The organism is Leisingera aquaemixtae, assembly GCF_019801145.1.
Classification (GTDB): Bacteria; Pseudomonadota; Alphaproteobacteria; order Rhodobacterales; family Rhodobacteraceae; genus Leisingera; species Leisingera aquaemixtae_A.
Genome location: NZ_JAHVJQ010000006.1, coordinates 194,734 through 217,910, shown reverse-complemented (window position 1 = coordinate 217,910; position 23,177 = coordinate 194,734). Strand labels below are relative to the sequence as shown.

General features: G+C 64.2%; 28 protein-coding genes and 1 tRNA gene. 11 read left to right on the top strand and 18 right to left on the bottom strand.

The features are described 5' to 3' along the window. Positions 1 to 97: 97 nt before the first annotated feature. A complete protein-coding gene (gene cobS, locus KUW17_RS16110; RefSeq protein WP_222480952.1) occupies positions 98 to 856 on the top strand; it encodes an adenosylcobinamide-GDP ribazoletransferase in 759 nt (252 codons plus the stop codon). A gap of 67 nt (positions 857 to 923) precedes the next feature. On the opposite strand, the gene KUW17_RS16105 is transcribed toward cobS, so the two are convergent. The 5 genes from KUW17_RS16105 to KUW17_RS16085 all read right to left on the bottom strand — a co-directional run bounded on the left by KUW17_RS16105 (position 924) and on the right by KUW17_RS16085 (position 6,066). Continuing rightward, positions 924 to 1,433, bottom strand: a complete 510-nt coding sequence (locus tag KUW17_RS16105; RefSeq protein ID WP_222480951.1) for a CarD family transcriptional regulator — start codon at positions 1,431 to 1,433, stop codon at positions 924 to 926. Between the two features lie 300 nt (positions 1,434 to 1,733). Then, the gene (fdxA, locus tag KUW17_RS16100; protein WP_019294695.1) at positions 1,734 to 2,072 is read right to left on the bottom strand and encodes a ferredoxin FdxA; all 339 of its coding nucleotides are present in this window, start codon (positions 2,070 to 2,072) and stop codon (positions 1,734 to 1,736) included. Between the two features lie 62 nt (positions 2,073 to 2,134). Further along, the gene (locus KUW17_RS16095) at positions 2,135 to 2,509 is read right to left on the bottom strand and encodes an RNA-binding S4 domain-containing protein (RefSeq protein ID WP_222480949.1); all 375 of its coding nucleotides are present in this window, start codon (positions 2,507 to 2,509) and stop codon (positions 2,135 to 2,137) included. A 7-nt stretch (positions 2,510 to 2,516) separates the two neighbouring features. Next, entirely contained in the window at positions 2,517 to 5,471 is a 2,955-nt protein-coding gene (locus KUW17_RS16090; RefSeq protein WP_222480947.1) for a helicase-related protein, read from the bottom strand. 28 nt (positions 5,472 to 5,499) lie between these two features. Then, positions 5,500 to 6,066, bottom strand: coding sequence for a tetratricopeptide repeat protein (locus KUW17_RS16085; RefSeq protein WP_222480945.1), 567 nt, complete (start codon positions 6,064 to 6,066; stop codon positions 5,500 to 5,502). Between the two features lie 99 nt (positions 6,067 to 6,165). Between KUW17_RS16085 and KUW17_RS16080 the strand changes: the two genes are divergently transcribed. The 6 genes from KUW17_RS16080 (at position 6,166) to KUW17_RS16055 (ending at position 11,616) form a co-directional block, all read left to right on the top strand. Then, complete coding sequence (locus KUW17_RS16080; RefSeq protein ID WP_222480943.1) at positions 6,166 to 6,456, top strand: SCP2 sterol-binding domain-containing protein; 291 nt, start codon at positions 6,166 to 6,168, stop codon at positions 6,454 to 6,456. Continuing rightward, the gene (locus KUW17_RS16075) at positions 6,456 to 7,418 is read left to right on the top strand and encodes an alpha/beta fold hydrolase (protein ID WP_222480941.1); all 963 of its coding nucleotides are present in this window, start codon (positions 6,456 to 6,458) and stop codon (positions 7,416 to 7,418) included. The genes KUW17_RS16080 and KUW17_RS16075 overlap by 1 nt, the downstream gene beginning before the upstream one ends. 156 nt (positions 7,419 to 7,574) lie before the next feature. After that, positions 7,575 to 9,395, top strand: a complete 1,821-nt coding sequence (locus KUW17_RS16070) for a M3 family oligoendopeptidase (RefSeq protein WP_222480939.1) — start codon at positions 7,575 to 7,577, stop codon at positions 9,393 to 9,395. Further along, a complete protein-coding gene (locus KUW17_RS16065; RefSeq protein ID WP_222480936.1) occupies positions 9,395 to 9,874 on the top strand; it encodes a GNAT family N-acetyltransferase in 480 nt (159 codons plus the stop codon). Before KUW17_RS16070 ends, KUW17_RS16065 begins: the two co-directional genes overlap by 1 nt. Then, on the top strand, positions 9,875 to 10,099 hold the full coding sequence (locus KUW17_RS16060) for a hypothetical protein (RefSeq protein ID WP_222480934.1): 225 nt from the start codon (positions 9,875 to 9,877) through the stop codon (positions 10,097 to 10,099). 191 nt (positions 10,100 to 10,290) lie between these two features. Continuing rightward, a complete protein-coding gene (locus KUW17_RS16055; RefSeq protein WP_222480931.1) occupies positions 10,291 to 11,616 on the top strand; it encodes a methyltransferase family protein in 1,326 nt (441 codons plus the stop codon). Positions 11,617 to 11,632: 16 nt separating this feature from the next. Here KUW17_RS16055 and KUW17_RS16050 read toward each other — a convergent pair whose 3' ends face one another. The 4 genes from KUW17_RS16050 to KUW17_RS16035 form a co-directional block, all read right to left on the bottom strand. Next, positions 11,633 to 11,902 (bottom strand): DksA/TraR family C4-type zinc finger protein, encoded by a 270-nt coding sequence (locus KUW17_RS16050; RefSeq protein WP_222480930.1) that lies wholly within the window; start codon positions 11,900 to 11,902, stop codon positions 11,633 to 11,635. Between the two features lie 212 nt (positions 11,903 to 12,114). Beyond that, positions 12,115 to 12,354, bottom strand: a complete 240-nt coding sequence (locus tag KUW17_RS16045) for a hypothetical protein (RefSeq protein WP_222480928.1) — start codon at positions 12,352 to 12,354, stop codon at positions 12,115 to 12,117. A 62-nt stretch (positions 12,355 to 12,416) separates the two neighbouring features. After that, positions 12,417 to 13,313, bottom strand: coding sequence for an RNA polymerase sigma factor RpoH (gene rpoH / locus KUW17_RS16040; RefSeq protein WP_222480926.1), 897 nt, complete (start codon positions 13,311 to 13,313; stop codon positions 12,417 to 12,419). Positions 13,314 to 13,474: 161 nt separating this feature from the next. After that, a complete protein-coding gene (locus KUW17_RS16035; RefSeq protein ID WP_222480925.1) occupies positions 13,475 to 14,500 on the bottom strand; it encodes an RluA family pseudouridine synthase in 1,026 nt (341 codons plus the stop codon). Here KUW17_RS16035 and KUW17_RS16030 point away from each other — a divergent pair. Further along, a complete protein-coding gene (locus KUW17_RS16030) occupies positions 14,499 to 14,804 on the top strand; it encodes a DUF6476 family protein (RefSeq protein WP_222480923.1) in 306 nt (101 codons plus the stop codon). The genes KUW17_RS16035 and KUW17_RS16030 overlap by 2 nt on opposite strands. A gap of 11 nt (positions 14,805 to 14,815) precedes the next feature. On the opposite strand, the gene KUW17_RS16025 is transcribed toward KUW17_RS16030, so the two are convergent. Next, positions 14,816 to 15,397: a hypothetical protein gene (locus KUW17_RS16025; RefSeq protein ID WP_222480921.1), complete on the bottom strand. Its 582-nt coding sequence runs from the start codon at positions 15,395 to 15,397 to the stop codon at positions 14,816 to 14,818. A 196-nt stretch (positions 15,398 to 15,593) separates the two neighbouring features. Between KUW17_RS16025 and KUW17_RS16020 the strand changes: the two genes are divergently transcribed. Next, positions 15,594 to 15,914, top strand: a complete 321-nt coding sequence (locus KUW17_RS16020) for a hypothetical protein (protein ID WP_261397239.1) — start codon at positions 15,594 to 15,596, stop codon at positions 15,912 to 15,914. Positions 15,915 to 16,206: 292 nt separating this feature from the next. Here the strand turns inward: KUW17_RS16020 and KUW17_RS16015 are convergent. Together KUW17_RS16015 and KUW17_RS16010 are read right to left on the bottom strand one after the other, a co-directional pair. Further along, positions 16,207 to 16,283, bottom strand: a tRNA-His gene (locus KUW17_RS16015). Positions 16,284 to 16,470: 187 nt separating this feature from the next. After that, positions 16,471 to 16,968, bottom strand: a complete 498-nt coding sequence (locus KUW17_RS16010; protein ID WP_222480917.1) for a GNAT family N-acetyltransferase — start codon at positions 16,966 to 16,968, stop codon at positions 16,471 to 16,473. A 90-nt stretch (positions 16,969 to 17,058) separates the two neighbouring features. On the opposite strand from KUW17_RS16010, the gene KUW17_RS16005 reads away from it, so the two are divergent. Beyond that, entirely contained in the window at positions 17,059 to 17,244 is a 186-nt protein-coding gene (locus KUW17_RS16005; RefSeq protein ID WP_222480915.1) for a DUF6324 family protein, read from the top strand. 123 nt (positions 17,245 to 17,367) lie between these two features. On the opposite strand, the gene KUW17_RS16000 is transcribed toward KUW17_RS16005, so the two are convergent. The 6 genes from KUW17_RS16000 to KUW17_RS15975 all read right to left on the bottom strand — a co-directional run bounded on the left by KUW17_RS16000 (position 17,368) and on the right by KUW17_RS15975 (position 21,668). Next, a complete protein-coding gene (locus tag KUW17_RS16000) occupies positions 17,368 to 17,850 on the bottom strand; it encodes an MmcB family DNA repair protein (protein WP_222480912.1) in 483 nt (160 codons plus the stop codon). A gap of 356 nt (positions 17,851 to 18,206) precedes the next feature. Further along, a complete protein-coding gene (locus KUW17_RS15995; RefSeq protein WP_222480910.1) occupies positions 18,207 to 18,536 on the bottom strand; it encodes a hypothetical protein in 330 nt (109 codons plus the stop codon). Positions 18,537 to 18,706: 170 nt separating this feature from the next. Then, positions 18,707 to 19,189 (bottom strand): transcription antitermination factor NusB, encoded by a 483-nt coding sequence (nusB, locus tag KUW17_RS15990; RefSeq protein WP_222480908.1) that lies wholly within the window; start codon positions 19,187 to 19,189, stop codon positions 18,707 to 18,709. Beyond that, positions 19,186 to 19,737 carry a 6,7-dimethyl-8-ribityllumazine synthase gene (locus KUW17_RS15985; RefSeq protein WP_222480906.1) on the bottom strand — a complete coding sequence of 184 codons (552 nt, stop codon included), beginning with the start codon at positions 19,735 to 19,737 and terminating at the stop codon, positions 19,186 to 19,188. The genes nusB and KUW17_RS15985 overlap by 4 nt, the downstream gene beginning before the upstream one ends. A gap of 1 nt (position 19,738) precedes the next feature. Beyond that, the gene (ribB, locus tag KUW17_RS15980) at positions 19,739 to 20,866 is read right to left on the bottom strand and encodes a 3,4-dihydroxy-2-butanone-4-phosphate synthase (protein WP_222480904.1); all 1,128 of its coding nucleotides are present in this window, start codon (positions 20,864 to 20,866) and stop codon (positions 19,739 to 19,741) included. Positions 20,867 to 21,080: 214 nt separating this feature from the next. Beyond that, positions 21,081 to 21,668, bottom strand: a complete 588-nt coding sequence (locus KUW17_RS15975) for a riboflavin synthase (protein WP_222480902.1) — start codon at positions 21,666 to 21,668, stop codon at positions 21,081 to 21,083. Positions 21,669 to 21,831: 163 nt separating this feature from the next. Here KUW17_RS15975 and KUW17_RS15970 point away from each other — a divergent pair, with 163 nt between their 5' ends. Then, positions 21,832 to 23,124, top strand: coding sequence for a capsule biosynthesis protein (locus KUW17_RS15970; RefSeq protein WP_222480900.1), 1,293 nt, complete (start codon positions 21,832 to 21,834; stop codon positions 23,122 to 23,124). Positions 23,125 to 23,177: the final 53 nt, after the last annotated feature.

Here is a 23,177-nt window from a genome sequence, read left to right as displayed (position 1 = left end):
AAAGCCTCGTTGCATCTGAGCGGGTGACGCGGATAAAGCGGTTTCACCCTGTTTACCCGCTGGCAGCCCTGCCGCAAGCACTGCAATAGGCCCGCAAATGCAAAAAAACGACATTCAGGCAAAAGACATCCTGCTGGCGCTGGTGCTGCTGACCCGGCTGCCGCTGCCGCATCTGCCGCCGCAAGCCTTCCAGCGCCAGTCCCGGGCGGTCTGGGCGTTTCCGCTGGCCGGGCTCGCGGTTGCGCTGCCCGCAGCGCTGCTGGCCGCGCTGGCGCTGGCGGCGGGCCTGCCCGCCATGGTGGCGGCCGGTCTGGCGCTGGCAATGCAGGTCTTGCTGACAGGCGCCATGCACGAAGACGGGCTCGCGGATACTGCCGACGGGCTGTGGGGCGGTTTCAGCCGCGAGAGGCGGCTTGAGATCATGAAGGACAGCCGCATTGGCGCCTACGGGGTGATTGCGCTGATCCTGGGGCTGGGCCTGCGCTGGAGCGCCCTTGCCGCGCTGCTGGATGCGGCCGGGGTCTGGCCGCTGCTGGCGCTGGCGATGATGAGCCGGGCCGCAATGCCCGCGCTGATGGCGGCGCTGCCCAATGCGCGGGCGGCGGGGCTGTCGCAAACCGTGGGCCGCCCCCGCGCCCTGCCCTGCCTGCTGGCAGCCGGGCTGGCGGTTGCCCTGTCGCTGCCGCTGATTGGCAGCGCGGCCTTGGGCGCGGCCCTGGCGATGGCCGCGGCCGCCCTGTGCCTGGGCGCCCTGGCCAAGGCCAAGATCGGCGGCCAGACCGGCGATATCCTGGGGGCCTCGCAGCAGGCGGCTGAGATTGCCGGGCTGCTTGCGCTCCTCGCCATCTGCGGCTGAACCGGGCCGGCCATGAAAAAGGCCGCGCCTTTTCAGGCACGGCCCATCAGTCATTAGGTCCGGAAGATCAGGCAGCGCGGGAGGTCAGAACCTCATCCACCTGCTTGGCCGCGGCGATCTCGTCGTTGCCGGAGACGGCAGCCACTTCGCGGGTCAGGCGCTCTAGCGCAGCTTCGTACAGCTGGCGCTCGGAGTAGCTCTGCTCGCGCTGGTCGTCGGTGCGGTGCAGGTCGCGCACCACCTCGGCGATTGAGATCAGATCGCCGGAATTGATCTTCTGCTCATACTCCTGAGCGCGGCGCGACCACATGGCGCGCTTGACCTTGGCCTTGCCTTTGAGGGTCTTCATCGCCTGGTCGATCACGTCCGGCGAGCTCAGCGAACGCATACCCACTTCAGTTGCCTTGTTGGTCGGCACCCGCAGGGTCATCTTGTCCTTTTCGAAGGTGATCACGAAAAGCTCCAGCGCAAAGCCAGCGACTTCCTGCTCCTCGATCGAGATGATCTGACCCACGCCATGCGCCGGGTAGACCACGTAATCATTGGGGCGGAATTCGAGCTTCTTCGACTTGGTCATACAGGTTTTTCCTCACTCACAGCCGGGCAGAACCGGCACTAAGGCGAACAAAACACCCGGCTCCGGTCATTTTGCTCTGACCAGTTCCAGGACATTTTCTCCGCAGAAATACCGCCCAATAACGCGCACCGCCAGAGGCGTGCGCCGGGGGCGGACTCCGATTGTTTATGTCATTTACGCCTTAAGTATATCATAAAACAGGGCCGCCCGAAAGGCGGCCTGCTGGCAAGGGGGCGTAAATTCCCCGTGCAATGCGGCGGTTTTCCGCACAAATGCGGCATCGCCCCTGGCGGCAGAGAATCAGCCGCCTTCGCCGGGCGCCTCGGAGAAATACTTCTCCATCTTGCCCTCTTCGCCGTCGCGCTCCTCGTAACCCGGCATCGGGTCTTTCTTGGAGACAATCACCGGCCACAGCTCGGCGTACTTGCGGTTGAACTCAACCCATTTGTCCATGTCCGGCTCGGTATCCGGGCGGATCGCATCAGCCGGGCATTCCGGTTCGCAGACGCCGCAGTCGATGCATTCGTCGGGATGGATCACCAGAGTGTTCTCACCCTCATAAAAACAGTCCACCGGGCACACCTCGACACAGTCGGTGTATTTGCAGGCGATGCAGTTTTCCGTCACGACATAGGTCATTGTACCGAGTCCCGTTATCCGTTTGCGCCTAGCTAATCCAGACGCGGCTGCACTTCAAGGCGTCAAAAGCCCTCGGGCTTGCGGGTAAGATCAAGCGCCCTGCGGGCTTTTTTGTCCGGGCGGCCTTTTCCCTCGAACTTCGGATTGGCCGGAACTTTTTCCTGCCTTTCCGTCATGTCGAAGTACAGCGCCTGCGCTTCCGGCGCCGGGCCGCGCCGCTCGCCGATGGCCTCCACCCGCACCACGCGGATCACCTTGGCCTGGGCAAAGGTCAGAACGTCGCCCGGGGTGACGTTCTGAGCCGGTTTCAGGGCCTTGGTGCCGTTGAGGCGCACATGGCCCGCACTGACCTGTTTCGCGGCCAGGCTGCGGGTTTTGAAAAACCGCGCATGCCACAGCCACTTGTCGATGCGGATCTTGGGCGCCCCTTCGGCCATGGCCGGATCAGTCGCCCTGCTTCAGCCCCATCAGCGCTGCGGCAAAGGGGTTGTCGGGGTCGATCTGCTTTTCCTTCTTGGCGGGACGCGAGGAATAGGTCTTGGCGCCCTGATCCTGGCGCGGACCGCCCTTGCGGCCCGGCTTACCGCGGTCGCCGCGGTCGCCGCCCTTGGCGCCGCGCGGCTTGCCCTTGCCGCCAGGCTTGCCCTCGCCCTGCGGGCGGCGGTTCTGCTGGCGCTGGCCGCCGCCTTGGCGTCCGCCGCGGTTGCCGCCCCAGGTGAAGGTATAGAAGACTTCCACCTCCGGCGCGTCGACGGCCGCATCGGCAGCTTCGCCAACCGGGGTTTCATCCGCGGCCGTTTCCGCAACGGGCGCTTCGGCTGCCGGCTCGGCCGGCTCCTCGGCGATGGGGGCAACGCCCTCGTCCGCGATGGCTTCGGTGCCGGCAGGCACATCCGCCGGCGCAGGCTCGCCCTCGGCGGCCGGTGCCGCGGCCGGGGTGCTCTCCGCCTCTGCGGCGGCATCCATCACCGGCTGCCCTTCGGCAGGCGCGCCGGTTTCGGCAACCACGGCATCGGCCGGCTTCACCTTCTCGCGCTCGCCTTTCTCGGCCTTGTAGCCCAGGCCCTGCATGAGATCGGCGAACTGCTCCAGCGTCATGCCGGTGATCGACAGCATGTCGGCCTTGGCTTCAAAGCCGCCGCGGCTGTCTTCGCTGCGCAGCATGTCGGCCAGGCGCTCCAGCATGTCGATGCGGATCATCCGCTCGCCTGCCGCACGGTAGCCGGACATGGTGTCATAGCCTTCGGGCGCGTCCTTGATCGACGGCACGGTGACCAGGCCCGGCGGCGGCGCCTCGGGGAAGTCCTGCAGGCCGTTGGCCAGCGACCACAGCACCAGGCGCAGACGGGTCGGCGCGGGCTTCAGCAAGAGCGGCATGAAGATGGTGAACTGGCCGAACCGGATACCATGCTTGCGCAGCGCGCCGCGGGCGTCCTGATCCAGGTCCTTGACCTCCTGCGCCACACCGGCACGGGGCAGCACGCCGAGGTTTTCGACCATGCGGAAGGCAAAGCCGCGCGCCAGGCCAGTCAGCTCCTCATCCTTCTGCAGGTTCAACAGCGGCTCGAACAGCGCGTTGATCTTGCGGGTGATGAAATGCAGCAGGCGGCGCTCGACTTTCTGGGCAACATCCGGCCCGGCGGCGTCATCGACGAAGACCTCGATCCGCGGGTTCAGCGCGTCTGCGCCGGGAACCAGCTTGCCCACCGCGTGCTCGCCCCACATCAGGCCGCCCTGCTCGGTAAAATCGATCTCGGTGTCGGGCGCGTTGTAGAACCGGTCCGCACGCAGATGGAATTGCGGCGCCAAAGCCTGCAGCGAGGCCGCCTTCAAGGCTTTCGCCTCGGCACCCTGCGCACCTTTGTCCGGGCTGAACCGGAACCCTTCCAGACGGCCGACGAATTCGCCTTCGACCGTCACTTCACCCTTGTCATTCACTTCGGCCAAAAGGGCCTCCTTCTGTTTGAGCCGCCGCAACAGCACAGACGTGCGCCGGTCCACAAATCGCTGAGTCAAGCGCTCATGCAGAGCATCTGACAACCTGTCTTCTACAGCGCGCGTCTCCCCGCGCCAATGGCTTTCGTCACGCAGCCAGCCATTCCGCTGCGCGACATATGTCCACGTCCGGATAAATGCCAGACGCTTGGACAATGTGTCGATGTTTCCGTCGGTGCGGTCAATCCGCTTTATCTGGCGGGCCATCCAGTCGTCCGGCACCACCCCGCCGCCGTGCAGATGCTCGAAAATCACCCCCAGAAGCGAGGCGTGCTCAGCATGGGAGATGCCGCGGAAATCCGGGATCCGGCAGACATCCCACAGCAGTTTCACCGATTGCGCATTGGTGGTGCGGGCAATAACGGCGGATTCCCGCGACAGCATCTTCAGCGCACCCAGATCATCGGCTTCGCGCGCCTTGGTCAGGTTTTCATTCGCCGGGCTTGATTCGAGCGCATTGATCAGCGCCTCGACCGTGCCGAACTGCAGATCGGCAGAGCGCCAGTTGAGCTTTTTCAGCGGTGTGAACTGGTGGTTCATGATCGCCGAGGCGGTGCCCTCGTCCAGCGGCCGGGCATCGCCGGTGACGCCAAAGGTGCCGTGGCTCATCCCCCGGCCTGCGCGGCCTGCGATCTGCGCCAGTTCATTGGGCGCCAGCGGGCGCATCCGGCGGCCGTCGAACTTGGTGGTAGAAGAAAACGCCACATGGTCGATGTCGAGGTTGAGGCCCATGCCGATGGCATCGGTGGCAACCAGGTAGTCGACCTCCCCATTCTGATACAGCGCCACCTGGGCATTCCGCGTCCGCGGGGAAAGCGCGCCCATCACCACTGCCGCGCCGCCCTTCTGGCGGCGGATCAGCTCGGCAATCGCATAGACGCTGTCGACCGAAAACCCGACGATGGCGGTGCGCGGCGGCATCCGGCTGATCTTTTTCGAACCCGCATAGACCAGATCGGACATCCGCTCGCGGCGGTGGAATTCGACGCCCGGCACCAGCGCCGAGATCGGCCCGCGCATGGTGTCGGCGCCCAGGAACAGCGTCTCTTGGGTGCCGCGGGCGCGCAGCAGCCGGTCGGTGAACACATGGCCGCGCTCCGGGTCGGCGCAAAGCTGGATCTCGTCGATGGCCAGGAAGTCGCAGCCCATGCCCTCCGGCATCGCCTCCACCGTGCAGATCCAGTACTGCGCCCGGGGCGGCACAATGCGCTCCTCGCCGGTGACCAGCGCCACCACCGAAGGCCCGCGTGCCGCCACGACCTTGTCGTAGACCTCGCGCGCCAGCAGGCGCAGCGGAAAGCCCATCACCCCGGTGCGGTAGCCCAGCATCCGTTCGATGGCATAATGGGTTTTGCCGGTATTGGTCGGGCCCAGGACGGCCACGATCCGCGATGCGCTTGCCATATCTTCAGCCCCCGCGCCCCAAAGGGGCTTACAGTTCCCTGCCCTCGATAGAGGGCTTCAGACGTTCGAGGGCGCTGCTTACTTCCTCGTGGTGCGGATGTATAGCCTTGGCGCGCTGGTAGGCCTCATAGGCGCGCTCCGGCTGGCGGAACTGCTCAAACACCACGCCCAGCGCATAGATCGCGTTGTAATCCTGCGGGTTCAGCGCCAGCGACCGTTCCAGATCCGCTATTGAAGGGCCGTAGAGGCCGATCTCGAAATAGACCCGCGCGCGTTCGTACCAGCCGCGGGCGAATTCCGGCGCGTGATCTGTCAGCGCGGTCAGATGCTCCACCGCCTCCTGCAGGTCGCCGCGCTCCATTGCGTCGCGTCCCCGCCGCAGCAGCAGATCCATCGCCGGAGAGCCGCTCCTGGCCCACAGCGCCTGCAGCTCGCGGTCGATCGCTGCAGCCTCGGACTTCTCCGATTGCGCCAGGTCCTGCAGCAGGACCTCGGCGGTAAGCTGCTGCGCCGCGCCGCTTCCGGACAGGGATAGCGCGGCAGTGGCCGCCGCTGCCGCCACGATAGCTTTGAGCTTTGGGAAATTTGCCAGCATGATACCCCAGTGTAATCCCGCGCGCTGCATTTTCCAGTATTAGCTGCTATGGCTTCACAGGTTTGTGCTATAAGCGCGCCAAACAGATTGAGGACCGATATGAGCGTTACCCTTGAGCAGGCGGCAGAAGCCCTGAACGGCAAACTGGACGCAGGCGAATTCACCGCCTCCGCCAAATTCCAGATCGAAGGCCTGGGCGCCATCATGCTGGACAGCGCAGGCGCCCGCGTCGCCGACGAAGAGGCGGATGTGACCATGTCCGCCGACGCCGACACCTTCCAGTCGATCCTGGAAGGCGACCTGAACCCGACTGCCGCCTTCATGTCCGGCAAGCTGACCATTGACGGCGACATGGGCACGGCGATGCAGCTCGCCTCGGCACTGGCCTGATGGACGGAACCCCGGTGGATCTGCAGCCCGCCCCCCTGTTCGCGGAGATCGCGCGGGGACCGGCGGGCGGCGCAGCCCATTGGGTGCACACATCGGATGGCCTGCGCATCCGCGCGGGCCACTGGCGCCCGGACGGGGAGGCAAAGGGCACGGTCCTGCTGTTCCCGGGGCGCACCGAGTATGTCGAAAAATACGGGCTCGCCGCGGCGGAGTTTGCCGCCCGCGGCTATGCCACCCTGACGGTTGACTGGCGCGGCCAGGGGCTGTCCGGGCGAATGCTGGCGGAACGGCGGCTGGGCCATGTCGGGCATTTCACCGATTTTCAGAAAGATGTGCAGGCGCTGGCCGCGCTGGCCGCGCAGCTGGAGCTGCCACGGCCCTGGCACCTGGTTGGCCATTCGATGGGCGGCGCTATCGGCCTGCGGGCGCTGATCGAGGGGCTGGAAGTCAATTCCTGCTGTTTCACCGGCCCGATGTGGGGCATCCAGATCCCACCGCTGCTGCGGCCGCTTGCCAGCCTCCTGGGCAGCATCGCGCCGTATCTGCGGCTGGACAAACGGCTGCTGCCGACCACCGCGCTGGATCAGTATGTTCAGATCACGCCGTTTGAGGGCAACACGCTGACCACAGACCCCGAGATGTACCGGCTGATGCATGCTCAGCTGGCGGCCCAGCCCGATCTGGCGCTTGGCGGCCCCACCATCCAATGGCTGCGTGTCAGCCTGCAGGAATGCGCCGAACTGGCAGCCATGCCCTCGCCTGCCCTGCCCTGCATCACCTTCCTGGGCACCGAAGAGCAGATCGTCAATCCAGAGGCGGTCCACGACCGCATGAACCGCTGGCCGGGCGGCGAGCTGGAGCTGATCAAGGGCGCCCAGCACGAGGTGATGATGGAAACCCCGGAAATCCGAACCCGCGTGTTTTCCCGCATGTGCCGCCTGTTTGACCAGTACAGCCGCTGACTCTCCGCTGCCCCGTTGCGCAGGCTGCGCACGCACCGTTTACGAGGCCCTTACCCGCTTCTGCCATTCTCTCCCGGTTCCGCAGCCGGCTGCTTGTGATCCCGCAAGCCCGCCCTTAGATGTTGGGTCAAAGCATTTCTCATGACAGGAGCCCCCATGTTCCAGCTTCCCTTCCCCGTTCGCGACGCAAACGCCACTGCCGGTTCCGGCGGCCTCGGCGATCTGCCGGAATGGGACCTCAGCGATCTTTATGCGTCTGAGGACGCCCCCGAACTGGCCCGCGACCTGGACTGGCTGGAGAAGGAATGCGCCGCCTTTGCCGCCGATTACGAGGGCAAGCTGGCGGATCTGGATGCAGACGGGCTGCTGGAATGCGTGCAGCGCAATGAGAAGATCAACAACATCGCCGGCCGCATCATGTCCTTTGCCGGCCTGCGTTATTACCAGCTGACCACCGACGCCGACCGCGCCGCCTTCCTGTCAGACTGCCAGGAGAAGGTCACCATCGCCACCACCCCCCTGGTGTTCTTCACGCTGGAGCTGAACCGGATCGAAGACGACGCGATGCAGGCGCATCTGGCCGCCAATGCGGAGCTTGCCCGCTATGCCAGTGTGTTCCGCCGCATCCGCGCGATGAAACCCTACCAGCTGTCGGACGAGCTGGAGAAGTTCATGCACGATCTCGGCATCGTCGGCGACGCCTGGGAGAAGCTGTTCGACGAGACCATCGCGGGCCTCACCTTCACCGTGAACGGCGAAGAGCTGAACATCGAGGGCACCCTGAACCTGCTGACCGAGCAGGACCGCAGCAAGCGCGAGGCCGCGGCCCGCGAATTGGCCCGCGTGTTCAGCGAGAACATCAAGACCTTTGCCCGCGTCCACAACACGCAAGCCAAGGAAAAGGAAATCATCGACCGCTGGCGCGGCATGCCCAGCCCGCAGACCGGCCGCCACCTGTCCAACGACGTGGAGCCCGAGGTCGTCGAGGCGCTGCGCGAGGCGGTGGTTGCTGCCTACCCCAAGCTCAGCCACCGCTACTACGAGCTGAAGCGCAAATGGTTGGGGCTGGATGTGATGCAGGTCTGGGACCGCAACGCGCCGCTGCCGCTGGAAGACACCCGCACGATTGGCTGGGATGAGGCCGAAAAGACGGTGATGGAGGCCTATGACGCCTTTGATCCCCGCATGGGGGAGATCGCCGCGCCGTTTTTCTCCAAAGGCTGGATCGACGCCGGCGTGAAGCCCGGCAAGGCCCCCGGCGCCTTTGCCCATCCGACCGTCACCAACGTGCACCCCTATGTGATGCTGAATTATCTGGGCAAGCCGCGCGACGTGATGACCCTGGCGCATGAGCTGGGCCACGGCGTGCACCAGGTGCTGGCGGCGGAACAGGGCGAGATGCTCTCCTCCACCCCGCTGACCCTGGCGGAGACCGCGTCCGTGTTCGGCGAGATGCTCACCTTCCGCAAGATGCTTGACAAGGCCGAAACCAAAGAGCAGCGCAAGGTGCTGCTGGCGGGCAAGGTCGAGGACATGATCAACACGGTTGTGCGCCAGATCGCCTTCTATGACTTCGAATGCAAGCTGCACGCCGCCCGAGCCGAGGGTGAGCTGACCCCGGATGACATCAACGCCATCTGGATGTCGGTGCAGGCGGAAAGCTTGGGCGAAGCCTTTGAATACATGGACGGGTACGAGACCTTTTGGGCCTACATCCCCCACTTCGTGCATTCGCCCTTCTATGTCTACGCCTATGCCTTTGGCGACGGGCTGGTGAACGCGCTCTATTCTGTCTACGCCAGCGGCGCAGAGGGCTTCGAGGACAAGTATTTCGAGATGCTCAAGGCGGGCGGCTCCAAGCACCACAAGGAGCTGCTGGCGCCCTTTGGCCTCGATGCCACCGATCCGAAATTCTGGGACAAGGGCCTCAGCATGATCTCCGGCTTCATTGATGAGCTGGAGGCGATGGAGGAGTAATGACCCTCAGCCTGCGCCCGGTGGCCCGCAGCGAGTTTGACCTGGTGCGCCATATTCAGGTGGAGCCGGATCAGACCCGCTTTTCCGGGACCGTGGCGCAGGCCTTTGAAGAAGATGAGGATGGCGTGGATTTCCACGCCATCCTCAACGGCAGCGGCGCGGCCGGCTTTTTCAAGATCGACCGGCTGTATCATGAGACTTACAGCTTCGCTGCACCGCAAGACCTGGGTCTGCGAGCTTTTATGATCGACCGCGGCGAACAGGGCAAAGGCCTTGCCACCGCCACCGTGGCGGCCCTGAAAACCTATCTGCCCGCCCTTTACCCCGGCCGCGGCGCAGTGGTGCTGACAGTCAACCTGCAGAACCCCGGCGCCATCCGCTGCTATCTGAAGGGCGGATTTCAGGATACCGGCGGCATCCACCCCCACGGACTGGCCGGCCCCCAGCATATTCTGAGGATGGAGCTGAAAGGCCGCTGAATGACGCGAAAGCCCTCCCTGAAAGAACGCTTCCGCCCGTTCTTTGCCTGGGTGCGCGCCCGGGTTCCGCCCGGGCTGAGGCTGCTGCTGGGGGTTCTGCTGATATTGGGCGGGATATTCGGGTTCCTGCCGGTCCTCGGCTTCTGGATGATCCCGCTTGGCGTGCTGATCGCCGCCATGGACATAAAGCTGATCCGCCGCTGGCTGCGGCGCAAAAGGCGATGAAAGCCCGCAGTTCATGGCGGAGTGCCGGGCCGCAACGGCTCTGCCAGGATCAGGCGTCCCCCTGCCCGCACTCACTTCAATTGACTGCCCTCCGGCACGCTCCCGCAGGCAATCCGCAGTAAAAAAGATGAAACCGCGCGGGCGCGGGCTAGCATCATGTGGCAACGGAATGAGCATCCGGTTCGAGCAGAATGAGTGAACACCCCAGATCAGCCCCGCCAACCTCAGCGACCAGCCAAGTCACCATGCTGCTCGGCCTTGCAGGCTACTTTGCCGCCTTGATCCTGATGCGGGGCACCGGAACCGGACGGGTCGAGGCCGGGGTTTTTGCGATGCTGGCCACCGCGCTGCCGATGATGGCGCATGAAGTCCTGGTGCTGCGGGTGTACCGCCATAAAACAGCCGGGCTTGTGCAGCCTGCAGTGCTGCAATGGCAGCGCATCAACTGGCCCCGGATCCTGGTGAAGCTGATCGGCCTCTGGGGCACCCTGGCCGTGATCGCCGCGGCCTATTGGCTGTTTCCGGAGTACCACCGTTCTTTCTACTCGCCGTTCTGGGAGGCATGCCGCACCTGCCTCCCGGTGCTGCTGCTTCTGGCGGTTCCCTATTTCATCGCCACCGATCCTTGGATGGACGCGCCAGAGGACGGTTATTTCCACGCCGGCAATCTGTTTCTGGGCCGCCTGCCCCTGGCGGAGCGGGCAGCATTGCTGGACTTCGGCCTCGGCTGGCTGATCAAGGGGTTCTTTCTGCCGCTGATGTTTGTCTATTTCAGCGGCAATGCCGCCTATCTGCTGGAAACCCCGCTGACCGCGGCGGTGGAGAGCTTTCCCGCCTTTGTCAGCTACACCGGCCGGCTGGCGGTAGGTGTCGACCTGGCCTTTGTCAGCATCGGCTATGTTCTGACCCTGCGGCTCACCAATTCGCATATCCGCTCCTGCAACCCGCTGTTCTGGGGCTGGGTGGTGACCCTGGCGATGTATGTGCCGTTCTTTTCCGTCATCGGCCGCAAGTATCTGGAGTACAACGACGGCATCGGCTGGCTGGACATGTTCGGAGACAGCTGGGGGCCCTGGGTGTTCCTTTGGGGCGCTGCCATCATCACATCCAAGGTGCTGTGGGCCTGGGCCAATGCCTCCTTTGGCATCCGGTTTTCCAACCTGACCCACCGCGGCATCATCACCAACGGCCCCTACCGCTGGACCCGCCACCCGTCGTATCTGTTCAAGAACATCTCCTGGTGGCTGCTGTCGGTGCCCTTCTTCACCACCGAAGGCGCCGCCGAGGCGCTGCGCCACTGCCTGCTGCTGCTGGGCATCAACGGAATCTATTTCCTGCGTGCCAAGGCCGAGGAAAAGCACCTGTCCGAGGATCCAACCTATGTCGCCTATGCGCTGTGGATCGAACAACACGGCAAACTGCGCTGGCTAGGCCGCCTGATCCCCATGCTGCGCTACTGCCCGCCTAACGGCCTTGCGCCCGCGCCCGTCCACGTACCGGACGGCAAACCAACCTGACCGGAGGCAGGTAAAGTTATTTCAGCTGGCTGTCCTTGGAACCGCGCCGGTTGATGCCGCCGCGGGCCTGATGGGCGCCGTCGCGCTCCTGCTGGCAGTCGATGCAGAGCTTAACGCCGGAAATGGCGATGCGGCGCTTTTCCGGGATCGGCTCCTCGCATTCGGCGCAATGGGTGAGGCTTTCGCCCACCGGCCGTTTCTGGGCCTTCATCCGTGCAAGCTCATCATTGATCGACGCCTCGATCTGCTCATTCACCGCGCCGTCCTGCGCCCAGCCGCCTGCCATGATCCTTCCTCCCGTGCCAGAGGATGTGATTTTAGGAGCGGGAGGGAGGCCTGACCAGAGGCAGCTGGCGGCAATTTCTGAGCGATTCTGTCAACTATTTGATTTTATTGCATTTTCCATTGACCGCCCTGCAGCTGCCAGCTACATAGAATGCAGAAATTGCAAGCAAGCCAGAATCACCGGCAGCAAGCAGCCAGCGCTCCAGCCACCCGTCAGGGCAGCCAGACAGCAAGCTTCGCCAGCAACCAGAGTGATTTCAGCCAGCCGCGCCTAGCACAGTCCGCCAGCAATTCTGCCAGCCTCCCTATCCAGCCGCGCACCCAGTATTCCGCCAGGCCCGTGCCAGACAGGTTTACCGCCAGCATCCGCCAGCTCTCCGGGTCAGCGTTGTTGACCCAATGTTTCGCACGCGAAACATGGCGGCAGCACCAATGCCGTAAAGCCAGCATCATCGCCAGGGAAAAAAAAGGCGGTGCACTGCACCGCCTTTCAACTTTGCTGCCAATTCCGGAAATCAGGCGCCGGTCAGCATGCCCTTTTCCATTGCCAGATCGCGCATCTTCTTCTGCAGTTTCTCGAACGCGCGCACCTCGATCTGGCGGATCCGCTCGCGGCTGACGTTGTACTGCGTGCTCAGTTCCTCCAGGGTGACCACCTGATCCATCAGGCGGCGCTGGGTCAGGATGTCCTTCTCCCGGTCATTCAGCACGTCCAGCGCCTCTGCCAGCAGCTCGCGGCGGGCTTCCAGCTCATCGCGGGCTTCGTAGTCGCCGGCCTGGTCAGCGTCTTCATCCTCCAGCCAGTCCTGCCACTGCATGGTGCCTTCGCCCTCAGAGCCGACAGTGGCATTCAAGGACGCATCGCCGCCGGACATCCGGCGGTTCATCGAGATCACTTCTTCCTCGGTCACGCCAAGGTCATTGGCAATCTGCGCGACGTTTTCGGGGCGCAGGTCGCCCTCCTCCAGCGCGCCGATGCGGGCCTTCGCCTTACGCAGGTTGAAGAACAGTTTTTTCTGCGCCGAGGTGGTGCCCAGCTTCACCAGCGACCAAGAGCGCAGGATGTATTCCTGGATCGAGGCGCGGATCCACCACATGGCGTAGGTTGCCAGGCGGAAGCCCTTTTCCGGGTCGAAACGTTTCACCGCCTGCATCAGGCCGACGTTGGCCTCGGAGATCACTTCCGCCTGCGGCAGGCCGTAGCCGCGGTAGCCCATGGCGATTTTGGCCGCGAGCCGCAGATGGGACGTCACCATCTTGTGGGCCGAAGCCGCATCCTGTTCCTCGACCCAGCGCTTGGCCAGCATGTATTCCTCTTCCGGCTCCAATAGCGGAAACTTGCGGATTTCCTGGAGATACCGGTTCAGGCCGCCTTCGGGCGTCGGGGCAGGCAAGTTTGCATAATTCGCCATATAAAGTGTCCCTCCCAAAATGTATAAGGACTTAACATTAGCGCATATGTGTTAGCGCTAAGTCCTTTTCAAGGACCGCTTAAGGAATTCTTCTATGTTAGCCCGAGTCTTTTCGTCTGTGAATTGCATCACAGGACGGAACACGCTTATTTGCTGTCAGTTTACTGGCGCAAAACCGCCAGCAGACCAGCCATGTCCTGCGGCAGCGGGGCCTCGAATCTGAGAGCCTCACCGGTCACCGGATGATCAAACCCAAGCACCGCCGCATGCAGCGCCTGACGCGGGAAAGCCTGCACCGCGGCCTGCGCCGCCGGGCTCAGCGCCTTGGCGGCCAATTTGCGGCGGCCGCCATAGGTGGGGTCGCCAATCAGCCCGTGGCCGGCATGGGCCATATGCACCCGGATCTGGTGGGTGCGGCCGGTCTCCAGCCAGCATTCGATCAGCGCCGCAGAGGGCGGATTGCCGAAGCTTTCGCAGATCCGGGCCCGGGTCACCGCGTGGCGGCCGCCCTGGAACAGAACTGCCTGACGCTGGCGGTCGGTCTTGTGCCGCGCCAGCTGGGTGGTGAGCTTGAGGATATTGCCGGGTTCAAAGCTGGCACCCTTCACCCCGCGCAGGCGGGGGTCGTTGCCGTCCGGCACGCCGTAGCAGACCGCCTGATAGTAACGCTCCACCGTGTGCTTCTCGAACTGCGCCGCCAGGCCCTGGTGGGCAGCGTCGGATTTGGCCACCACAAGAAGGCCGCTGGTTTCCTTGTCGATCCGGTGCACGATACCGGGGCGTTTGACGCCGCCGACGCCGGAAAGGTTGCCGCCGAAATGGTGCAGCAGCGCGTTGACCAGCGTGCCCGAGGGCGATCCCGGCGCCGGATGCACCACCATGCCCGCAGGCTTGTTGATGACGATGAGGTCATCGTCCTCATAGACGATCTCCAGCGGGATATCCTCGGGGCCGATGTGGCTGTCCTCAGCCTCCTCCACTAGAATGGCGATCAGCGCGCCCGCTTCGACCCTGGCCTTAGCATCCTGCACCACGGCGCCGTCGACCGTCAGCGCGCCCTCCTCGATCAGCCGGGCCAGCCGGGTGCGCGACAGCGACGCCTCCTCTGGCACATCGCGCGAAACCGCTTTATCAAGCCGCTTAGGCGGGTTTTCCGCGATGACAAACTCAATCCGGCGGCTGCCCATGACTGATCCTTCCGAGACCGAAATCCAACAGGAACCGCCGCAGATCCGGTTCCTGCGGCGGCTGGTGACCACCCTGACGGTGGTGATGATTGGCGGGCTTGTATTGATAATCTCGCTGCTTGTCATCCGCCTGCAAGGCAATGAGGCAACGCTTCCCGCAGAAATCGCCCTGCCCGAGGGCGTGGAAGCCGAAGCGGTGACGCTGGGGCGCGGCTGGATCGCCATTGTCAGCCGGGACAACCGCATCCTGATCTTCGACCGCGAGTCCGGCGCGCTGCGTCAGGACATTCAGATCGCCGACTGAGCCGGGTCCGGTCAGGACCTCAGCAGCACCTTGTTGGAATCGATTGCCGCGGCAATCTGGGCATATTGTGTCTGGCGCTCCTGAGCGGCCTCGGCACTGCGCAAGAGAACGGTTGCGGCTTCCTCGAGGATACGGGCGGCTTCCTGGTTCACCGCAGCCTGGGCCGCGGCGGTCACCGGGGTCAGCGGGCGGGCGGTGCGTTCAGCCGGGTTCGCAGAGCTGGTGACAGTCACCCGGCCCCGGCCCGGATCCCTGTTCTGGCGGGCCAGCCGCTTCAGCCGCGCTGACGTGTCCTGCAGCACCCCGCGCACCTCGTCATAGTCGGTGCCCTGGGGAATGCCGCCGGCCGCGGTCTCCAGCCGCTCCGACAAGCAATCCACCTGAAGCGCAGAATCACCGGTGGCCCGGCAAAAGGCCTTGGCCGCGGCCAGAGTTCCCAGAAGCTCTGCCAAATACGCCGCCGAACCGAACTCCCCGGCGGGCACCACAACTGAGTAGACAATCGGCCCGGGCGCCTGAGCCAAGGCGGGCGCAGCAGCCACCCCCAGGCTGGAAACCCCTGCAATCACACTGCTTATCGCTGCCTTGAACATGTCCTCACCCTCACTAAGACTCTTAACAGTGGCCCGAAACCGCTTATCGCTCAGCACCGCTGCGCGGCATTTTGCCGGAGCCCCGCCGCGGCTGCAGCGTTATGTTGCTTGGCAGCCGGCCGCTGGCTAACCTAAAAGTGTTCACAAATCATAAGGGCTTTTTCCCATGCGTACCAGTATCTTGCAGGCAATCACCATGATAATTCCGCTGACTTTCGCCAGCCAGGCCGCATTTGCCCAGGCGGATCCGGCACTGGAAGAGGCCAAGCGGCGCCTGGCCTGCGGTGCCGGAACGCCTGTCTCTGCCACCTATCTTGCGAACGGCTCGCTGCAGGTCACATGCCAGGCTCCCGGTGCCCAGACCGTGGCACAGGCCAATACCAACGGGCTGCCTGAGACCGGCCTTTCTGCCGAAGCCACCGCGGCTGTTGTCGGCGGCGCCCTGCTTCTGGTTGTGATTGCTGACGACGATGACAGCTCGACAACAACAACGACGACAACCGGTCCAGCAGATTAAGCCCTCCGCCGGGGCGGCGGGATACTTCCGCCGTCCAAGCAATACCCGGTTCCGGCTGGACGCCGCACGGCCATTTCTGCCAGCACCCGAAAGCCAGCTTCCGTTGCGCTGAGCTAGTGCAGGCCGCCACCGGGGCACCCCTAAAAAAACATGAAAATCCGCCCGTCGGCCGCCTTGTTAGTGGCACCGCATGCCCCGGAGGTGCTCTGCGCGAATGGCAGGAGGCGGCACGCGCTTTGCTCTAATGCAGCCGCAAAAGAGCACAAAAGGCAGGCAGATCTGTGAGAGAGGATGGTACCGCCTCCCCGGCTTGAACGGGGGACCTCTGGATCCACAATCCAGCGCTCTAACCAACTGAGCTAAGGCGGCACTGAGGGGGCATTTATAGCACACCCCGGGGGCGTGCAAGAGGTTTTTCACCATTCTTTTTCAGAAAACAACCGCGCCGTTTTCCGGCCGTCAAACGCTCCGCCCGGCATGGGAACCGGAGCGGAAAGTTATCCACAACCGCTTGCGTTTACACCCAATTTTCCCGCGGCGCCGCGTCCTGCCGTCATCACGCCTCTGCGTTCTGGAAAGACAGGCTCCAGGTCTGCTCCATCAGATCCTGGCCATAGTTGCGCACCGGGCGGCTGTCCTGCAACTGCCAGCCGAAAGCCTGGTACAGGGCACAGGCGGTGCGGTGGCTCTGGTGGGTTTTCAGCATCATGCCGCGATAGCCGGCGGCGCGGGCGAATTCCATGCAGTCGCGCAGCAGCCGCTTGCCCAGCCCCTTGCCGCGCGCCTTGGGCGTCAGCAGGAACAACCGCAGCTGCGCCGTCTCGTCATCCTTCTTCATACAGAACACCGTGCCCAGCCTTTCGCCGCCGCATTCGGCCATCCATCCCCGTTCGCAGGCCGGATCGTGGCCGGCGCAAAAGCTGTGCAGGATATCGGCGACCAGCGGCCCGAAGCTGTCGTCGAAACCGGCCTCGCGGGCATAGAGGTCCTGGTGGCGAGCCACCAGCCATTGCATGTCGGTCGGGGCGAATCGGCGCAGAGTCACATCCTTCATGCAGGCAGTGTAGCGCAAACCCGGCTTGCGTTTCAGCCTGTGCCGGGCTAGCACCGGCATTCAAGCGGCTGGCCGCCAGTGGAGTGCAAAATGGGCATCAATACCGAACGCGACGTGGAAGCAAACATGCAGATCGGCCCGACCGATCAGGGCATGGTGCGGATTTTCATCGAGGCGGGCGGCGTCGAGATCCCGATGGACTTCGACCCCGAGGAAGCCGAAGAGATTGCCGACGAACTCCGCGCCGCAGCCCTGGCAGCGCGCAGCATCAAGTAATCCCGGCCCCCTGAGCCCCCTGTTGAACCGTGGTGCGCCGCAGACGCGCGGCGGACCCGAGGGTGCCAAAGGGCGCCGGCGCAGCCGGGGCATCTGCAGGCGCGGGACGGCCCCTGCTTAGCTTCACGCCTCCGGCAGTTCCTCTCCCGCCCCGCCCAGCAGCAGCCCGTCCTTTCCCAGGCGCGGATCGCGCAGGGTTTGCAGGCGGCGGGCAGCGTCCGTGGCGAATTTCTGCACCAGCTTCTTGCGCCGGGCCGGCGCCAGCTTGTCCTCCGGCGCCATGCGAATGATTTCAGCATCATAGGGGTCGGCGATGATCAGCCCGGTTCCGTCGGGCAGCAATTCGGCCGGGAAATCCATGTCCACCGCCCAGAAGTAGCGGTCGCACCACTCCAGGTAGCCCTCCCACTTGCTGTCTGACTGGTAGTCGGCGCGGCTGGACTTGCACTCGATCACCCACAGTTCCCCCTTGGGGCCCAGCGCCATGACATCGACGCGCAAGCCGCGGGCCGGCACGAACTCCTCCAGCGGGGCAAAGCCCAGGGACCGCAGATAGCGCGACACCCCGCGGGCAAGTCTCTGTCCAGGCTGCAGATCTTCCATCATGCGGACAAATGTGAACAATTAGGGAACAAATTGCAATCCCGCGCTTTCGCAGCGAATCGCCAATGGATGGCACCGGCCCTCTTGTAACGGCGCCCTTGTCGGCTTACTTACGGGCTTGGCGGGTTCTGCCCTTCTCGTGACAGGCAGCATTCCGGTGGCCTTAAGCAATTCCGAGGGAGCTGGCTCTGTCCGGATCCTGGTCCGTTTACCTGGCGCCCACCTGTATATACAGGTCCTCGGGAATCAAAGCCGCACGGTTGACTGGTGGTCCCGCCGCTTTTCTTCTCCTGCCCCGCAAAAGAAAACCGCGCCTTCCGGTCCGGAAAGCGCGGCTGAATTTCGGCTGCCTTCGCTGCTCAGCGGCCGCTGTTCAGCTGGCGCTTCTGCCGGGATTGCTCCTCGGCCGGGACGCGCACCGGTTGAAATTCATGAGCCACCGGGGTGCCGCGGCGCGGGCCGCTGTCCTTTTCCGCCATTGCCATTACGGCCCAGGCGAACTGCACGCCGGCAAAGACGATCCCGTGCATGAACCACAACAAGAACACTGCCAGCAGGCCAACGTCGGAGGCGGCGACCAGCGACCACAGGTTCGCCACGTTGAACCACAGGAGAACCGCCACAAAGGCGGCTGCAATCCCAAAGCCGATCACCACGTTGCGGATATACATTTTCACCAGTTCAGGCATCTGAGTCCTCCAGATATGCAAGAAGAGGTTAGCAGCCTTTGCGGCGCCGTCCAGCGGTTCCGGAGGGAATGAGCGGATTTTGCCGCACCATTTGCCCGCCTTGGCCGCACGAAAAAAGCGCGCCCGGAGGCGCGCCCTTTTTTCAGCTCAATTCTGCGGCAGATGGCGGCTCAGAACGCTTCCGGCCGCGCCTCGCGCGCCATATGGTCGAGCACGGCATTGACGAATTTCGCCTCCTTGCCTTCGGGGAAGAAGGCGCGGGCGATATCGACAAACTCGTTGATCACCACCTTGGGCGGGGTGTCGGACTGGGTCAGCTCGGCGCCGGCCGCGCGGAACAGCGCCCGCAGGGTCGGGTCGATACGGGCAATCGGCCATTTCGCCACCAGCGCCCGGTCGGTCATCTGGTCGATCCGCGCCTGATGGTTCACCGCTTCGCGCACCAGCTTGCGGAAAACAGTGGTGTCGCCTTCCGCCATTTCGTCGCCCTCGTAGACAGCGCCAAAACGGTGGTCCTCAAATTCGACGATCACCTTGTCGAAGGTGAGGCCGCTGTGTTCCATCTGGAACAGCGCCTGCACGGCGTAAAGCCGCGCTGCCGATCTCATCTGATTCTTGCCGTTGCCCTTGGGGCGGCTGTCCTGGGTGCTCATGCGCTGGTGGATCCGTTGTCTGAACCGGCAACCCGATACGCCCCTGCGGGCGCCTTGAAGCCGATGCCTTTGGTCTGGGCGCCCCACTTACGCGTGAGCGCGATCAGATGCAAGGCCGCAGCTGCCGCGCCGCCGCCTTTGTTCTGATCGGCGGTATCGGCGCGCACCTCGGCCTGCTTGCGGTTTTCCACGGTCAGGATGCCGTTGCCAATGCACAGGCCCTGCAGCCCCATCAGCTGGATCGCGCGGGAGCTGTCGTTGCAGACGGTGTCATAATGGGTGGTCTCGCCGCGGATCACACAGCCCAGCGCCACGTAGCCGTCGAAGTTGGAGGTGCGGTCGGCGATGGCAATTGCGGTCGGCACTTCCAGCGCGCCCGGCACTTCGGCGATCTCAAAGGTGCCGCCTGCGGCTTCGATCTCGGCTGCGGCGCCCGCAACCAGGTTGTCGGCGATGTCCTTGTAGTACGGCGCGACAACGATCAGCAGCTTCACCGGCTTTTCGAACTCGGCGCGCGGCAGCGTGTAATGGGTTTCATGTCCAGCCATATCAAGCGTCCTTCAGAATGGGGCGGCTGCCGGTGATGGACAGGCCATAGGCATCCAGCCCGACATATTTGGTCGAGGGCGAGTCGGTCAGCAGGACCAGTTCATGCAGGCCCAGGCTCGACAGGATCTGGGCGCCGATGCCGGTCTGCTTGATGGTCACCGTGCGCGGGCCTTCGTCCTCATTAGCATAAAGCGCGTTGCGCGGCTGGCGGAACAGGGTCACCACGCCGCGGCCCTCCTCGGCGATGATCTCCATCGAGCGCGGCAGCTGCCGCGCCGATTTCGGTCCGAGGCCCAGCAGGTCGGTCGCCTCATGCAGCGCATGGGTGCGCACCAGCACCGGCTCCGGCGTGGTGATGTCGCCCTTGATCATCACCACGTGTTCGATGCCGTGGGTCTGGTCGGTGAACAGCCGCATTTCCCACTCGCCGCCGAACTCCGAAATCACGGTCTCACGCGAGGTTTCCACCACGAGGTTGTCGTTGCGGGCGCGGTAGGTGATCAGGTCGGAAATGGTGCCAATCTTCAGTCCGTGCTTCTGCGCATATTCCACCAGGTCGGGCAGCCGCGCCATGGTGCCGTCTTCCCTCATGATCTCGCAGATCACCGACGACGGGTAGAGGCCGGCCAGACGGGCGACGTCGCAGCCTGCCTCTGTATGGCCCGCGCGCACCAGCACCCCGCCCCGGCGCGCGCGCAGCGGAAACACATGGCCCGGCGTCGCGATATCGGCGGCGGTCTTTTTCAGGTCGATGGCGGTGGCCACGGTCAGCGCCCGGTCGGCGGCGGAGATGCCGGTGGACACGCCCTCGCGGGCTTCGATGGAAACGGTAAAGGCGGTTTCGTGGCGCGAGGAGTTGTGCATGGCCATCATGGGCAGGCCCAGTTCCTCGATCCGCTCGGCCGGCATGGTCAAGCAGATCAGGCCGCGGCCATGGGTCGCCATGAAGTTGATGGCAGCCGCATCGGCGTGCTGGGCGGGGATTACCAGGTCGCCTTCGTTCTCGCGGTCCTCGTGGTCCACAAGGATGAACATGCGGCCCTGGCGGGCCTCTTCGATGATCTCTTCGATCGGGCTGATGGCATCGCGCAATTGCGCCTCAACCGGCCCCGGTGTTTCAAAACTCATATGGCAGCCTTTCGATGCGCATGGGCAGCACGCCTGGCACTGCGGGTTCTTTCCCAGCCAGATAGCCCAGGCCGGCGGCAAATGCCAGTCCTGCAAACGGCAACCAGACGTCCGGACGCGTCCTGTGCATCTGCGCACAAGATGATGAGGAACCCTGCCCCTCGGCCTCCGGCCTCACCCCGGAGTATTTTCGAAAGATGAAGGGCGGGCCCGCTCAGCCCGCTTCCTGCAGCCGCGCAACGTAGCGGGCCAGGGTATCGATTTCCAGGTTGATGCGGTCGCCCGTCTTCACATCGCCCCAGGTGGTGACTTCCTTGGTGTGCGGGATGAAGTTGATACCGAAGTCGCGGCCGTCCACATCGTTCACCGTCAAAGAGGTGCCGTTCAGCGCAACCGAGCCCTTGGGTGCGATGAAGCGGGCCAGCGCCTCTGGCGCGCGCAGGGTGACGCGGGTGCTGTCGCCCTCGTCCTTCATTTCAACCACTTCGGCGACGCCATCCACATGGCCGGAGACGATGTGGCCGCCCAGTTCATCGCCCACCTTCAGGGCGCGCTCCAGGTTCACCCGCTTGCCCACGGCCCAGCTGTCCAAGTTGGTCTTGGACACGGTCTCTGCCGAAATCTGCACGTCGTACCAATCCTCGCCCAGGGCGATCACCGTCAGGCAGACGCCGTCCGAGGCAATCGAGGCGCCGAGGTCGATGGTGGCAGTGTCGTAGGCCGTGCGGATGCGGGCGCGCAGATCGCCCTGCTGCTCCAGCTCGGCAATGGTGCCCACATCGGTGATGATGCCAGTAAACATGGGTGCGCTCCCCGCAGGTCATATGTCATTCCTGCCGCAGAGGTAGCCAAGCCGCGCAGCCTTCACAAGCCCCGGCTTGCCTTTGCTGGTGGCGCAGCCATAGTTTCGCCCCAGTCAAATGTTAATCAATTCCCGAATACGCCCCTGTACAGCCGCCCATGTGATGCCAAGCCCCCCTGTAAAACACCGAAGCTTCCTGTTCCTGCAAGGCCCGCACGGGCCGTTCTTTGCCGCGCTTGGCCGGATGCTGCGGGCCGCAGGGTGCGAGGTCGCGCGGGTGGGGTTCAATGCCGGCGACCAGGCATTCTGGCGCGGCAGGGACAGCTATATCCCGTTCACCGGCTGCCTGCAGGACTGGCCGGAGGTGCTGGCCGGGCTGCTGGAGAGCCGCGGCATCACTGATATCGTGCTTTACGGCGACACCCGCCCGATCCATGCCGCCGCGGTTGAGACAGCCCGGCAGCGCGGCATTACCGTACATGTGTTCGAGGAAGGCTACCTGCGGCCCTACTGGGTCACTTATGAACGCGGCGGCGCCAATGGCCATTCGCGGCTGATGGAAATGACGGTTCCCGAGATGCAGGAAGCGCTGGCGCTCTCGGACATGGAGGCGCCGCTGCCCCCTGCACACTGGGGCGACATGCGCCAGCACGTGTTCTACGGCGCGCTGTACCATTGGTTCGTGATGTTCCAGAACCGCAGATACCGCAATTTCCGCCCGCACCGGGCGCTGCCGGTGACCAAGGAATTCCAGCTTTACCTCAAACGCCTGCTGCTGATGCCCGCACAGGCGCTGGAGCGGCGGTTGGCAGAGCGGCGCATCCGCAATGGTGGCTTCCCCTACCATCTGGCGCTGCTGCAGCTGGAGCACGACAGCTCCTTCCAGATGCATTCCCCATTCACCAGCATGGGGGATTTTCTGGCCGAGGTGATCACCGGCTTTGCCGAAGGCGCTCCGCGCCACCATCACCTGGTGATCAAGGCGCATCCGCTGGAAGACGGCCGCGCCCAGGTGCGCCGCACCCTGCGCCGGCTGGCGCGGGAGCATGGCGTTGCCGGGCGGGTGCATTATGTGCGCGGCGGCAAGCTGGCACAGCTCTTGAACGAAGCGCGCAGCGCGGTGACGGTCAATTCCACGGCCGGCCAGCAGGTGCTGTGGCGCGGCATTCCCTTGCGGGTGTTCGGGCGCGCTGTCTATGGCAAGCCGGAGTTCGTCTCGGAACAGCCGCTGGCCCAGTTCTTTGCCGCGCCCTCCCGCCCAGACAGCCGCGCCTACAAGGATTACCGGCGGTTCCTGCTGGAAACTTCGCAAGTGCCGGGCGGCTATTATTCCCGCGAAGGGCGCCGCCAGCTGCTGCGCCAGGTCGCCGATATGATGCTGGCGGACGAAGATCCCTATGACGCGCTGCGGCTGGGAACAGCGGCTCCGCGGCAACAGTTGCGGCTGGTGACCTGAAGCGGATCCTTCCAAAGACTGGATTTTTTTCAGCCAGCCGGTTAGTTTGCCGG

Excerpts from the sequence above, each read along its gene's own strand:
- cobS (WP_222480952.1), top strand. The coding sequence starts at position 98 with ATGCAAAAAAACGACATTCAGGCAAAAGACATCCTGCTGGCGCTGGTG.
- KUW17_RS16105 (WP_222480951.1), bottom strand. The coding sequence starts at position 1,433 with ATGACCAAGTCGAAGAAGCTCGAATTCCGCCCCAATGATTACGTGGTC.
- fdxA (WP_019294695.1), bottom strand. The coding sequence starts at position 2,072 with ATGACCTATGTCGTGACGGAAAACTGCATCGCCTGCAAATACACCGAC.
- KUW17_RS16095 (WP_222480949.1), bottom strand. The coding sequence starts at position 2,509 with ATGGCCGAAGGGGCGCCCAAGATCCGCATCGACAAGTGGCTGTGGCAT.
- KUW17_RS16090 (WP_222480947.1), bottom strand. The coding sequence starts at position 5,471 with ATGGCAAGCGCATCGCGGATCGTGGCCGTCCTGGGCCCGACCAATACC.
- KUW17_RS16085 (WP_222480945.1), bottom strand. The coding sequence starts at position 6,066 with ATGCTGGCAAATTTCCCAAAGCTCAAAGCTATCGTGGCGGCAGCGGCG.
- KUW17_RS16080 (WP_222480943.1), top strand. The coding sequence starts at position 6,166 with ATGAGCGTTACCCTTGAGCAGGCGGCAGAAGCCCTGAACGGCAAACTG.
- KUW17_RS16075 (WP_222480941.1), top strand. The coding sequence starts at position 6,456 with ATGGACGGAACCCCGGTGGATCTGCAGCCCGCCCCCCTGTTCGCGGAG.
- KUW17_RS16070 (WP_222480939.1), top strand. The coding sequence starts at position 7,575 with ATGTTCCAGCTTCCCTTCCCCGTTCGCGACGCAAACGCCACTGCCGGT.
- KUW17_RS16065 (WP_222480936.1), top strand. The coding sequence starts at position 9,395 with ATGACCCTCAGCCTGCGCCCGGTGGCCCGCAGCGAGTTTGACCTGGTG.
- KUW17_RS16060 (WP_222480934.1), top strand. The coding sequence starts at position 9,875 with ATGACGCGAAAGCCCTCCCTGAAAGAACGCTTCCGCCCGTTCTTTGCC.
- KUW17_RS16055 (WP_222480931.1), top strand. The coding sequence starts at position 10,291 with ATGAGTGAACACCCCAGATCAGCCCCGCCAACCTCAGCGACCAGCCAA.
- KUW17_RS16050 (WP_222480930.1), bottom strand. The coding sequence starts at position 11,902 with ATGGCAGGCGGCTGGGCGCAGGACGGCGCGGTGAATGAGCAGATCGAG.
- KUW17_RS16045 (WP_222480928.1), bottom strand. The coding sequence starts at position 12,354 with ATGATGCTGGCTTTACGGCATTGGTGCTGCCGCCATGTTTCGCGTGCG.
- rpoH (WP_222480926.1), bottom strand. The coding sequence starts at position 13,313 with ATGGCGAATTATGCAAACTTGCCTGCCCCGACGCCCGAAGGCGGCCTG.
- KUW17_RS16030 (WP_222480923.1), top strand. The coding sequence starts at position 14,499 with ATGACTGATCCTTCCGAGACCGAAATCCAACAGGAACCGCCGCAGATC.
- KUW17_RS16035 (WP_222480925.1), bottom strand. The coding sequence starts at position 14,500 with ATGGGCAGCCGCCGGATTGAGTTTGTCATCGCGGAAAACCCGCCTAAG.
- KUW17_RS16025 (WP_222480921.1), bottom strand. The coding sequence starts at position 15,397 with ATGTTCAAGGCAGCGATAAGCAGTGTGATTGCAGGGGTTTCCAGCCTG.
- KUW17_RS16020 (WP_261397239.1), top strand. The coding sequence starts at position 15,594 with ATGATAATTCCGCTGACTTTCGCCAGCCAGGCCGCATTTGCCCAGGCG.
- KUW17_RS16010 (WP_222480917.1), bottom strand. The coding sequence starts at position 16,968 with ATGAAGGATGTGACTCTGCGCCGATTCGCCCCGACCGACATGCAATGG.
- KUW17_RS16005 (WP_222480915.1), top strand. The coding sequence starts at position 17,059 with ATGGGCATCAATACCGAACGCGACGTGGAAGCAAACATGCAGATCGGC.
- KUW17_RS16000 (WP_222480912.1), bottom strand. The coding sequence starts at position 17,850 with ATGATGGAAGATCTGCAGCCTGGACAGAGACTTGCCCGCGGGGTGTCG.
- KUW17_RS15995 (WP_222480910.1), bottom strand. The coding sequence starts at position 18,536 with ATGCCTGAACTGGTGAAAATGTATATCCGCAACGTGGTGATCGGCTTT.
- nusB (WP_222480908.1), bottom strand. The coding sequence starts at position 19,189 with ATGAGCACCCAGGACAGCCGCCCCAAGGGCAACGGCAAGAATCAGATG.
- KUW17_RS15985 (WP_222480906.1), bottom strand. The coding sequence starts at position 19,737 with ATGGCTGGACATGAAACCCATTACACGCTGCCGCGCGCCGAGTTCGAA.
- ribB (WP_222480904.1), bottom strand. The coding sequence starts at position 20,866 with ATGAGTTTTGAAACACCGGGGCCGGTTGAGGCGCAATTGCGCGATGCC.
- KUW17_RS15975 (WP_222480902.1), bottom strand. The coding sequence starts at position 21,668 with ATGTTTACTGGCATCATCACCGATGTGGGCACCATTGCCGAGCTGGAG.
- KUW17_RS15970 (WP_222480900.1), top strand. The coding sequence starts at position 21,832 with ATGCCAAGCCCCCCTGTAAAACACCGAAGCTTCCTGTTCCTGCAAGGC.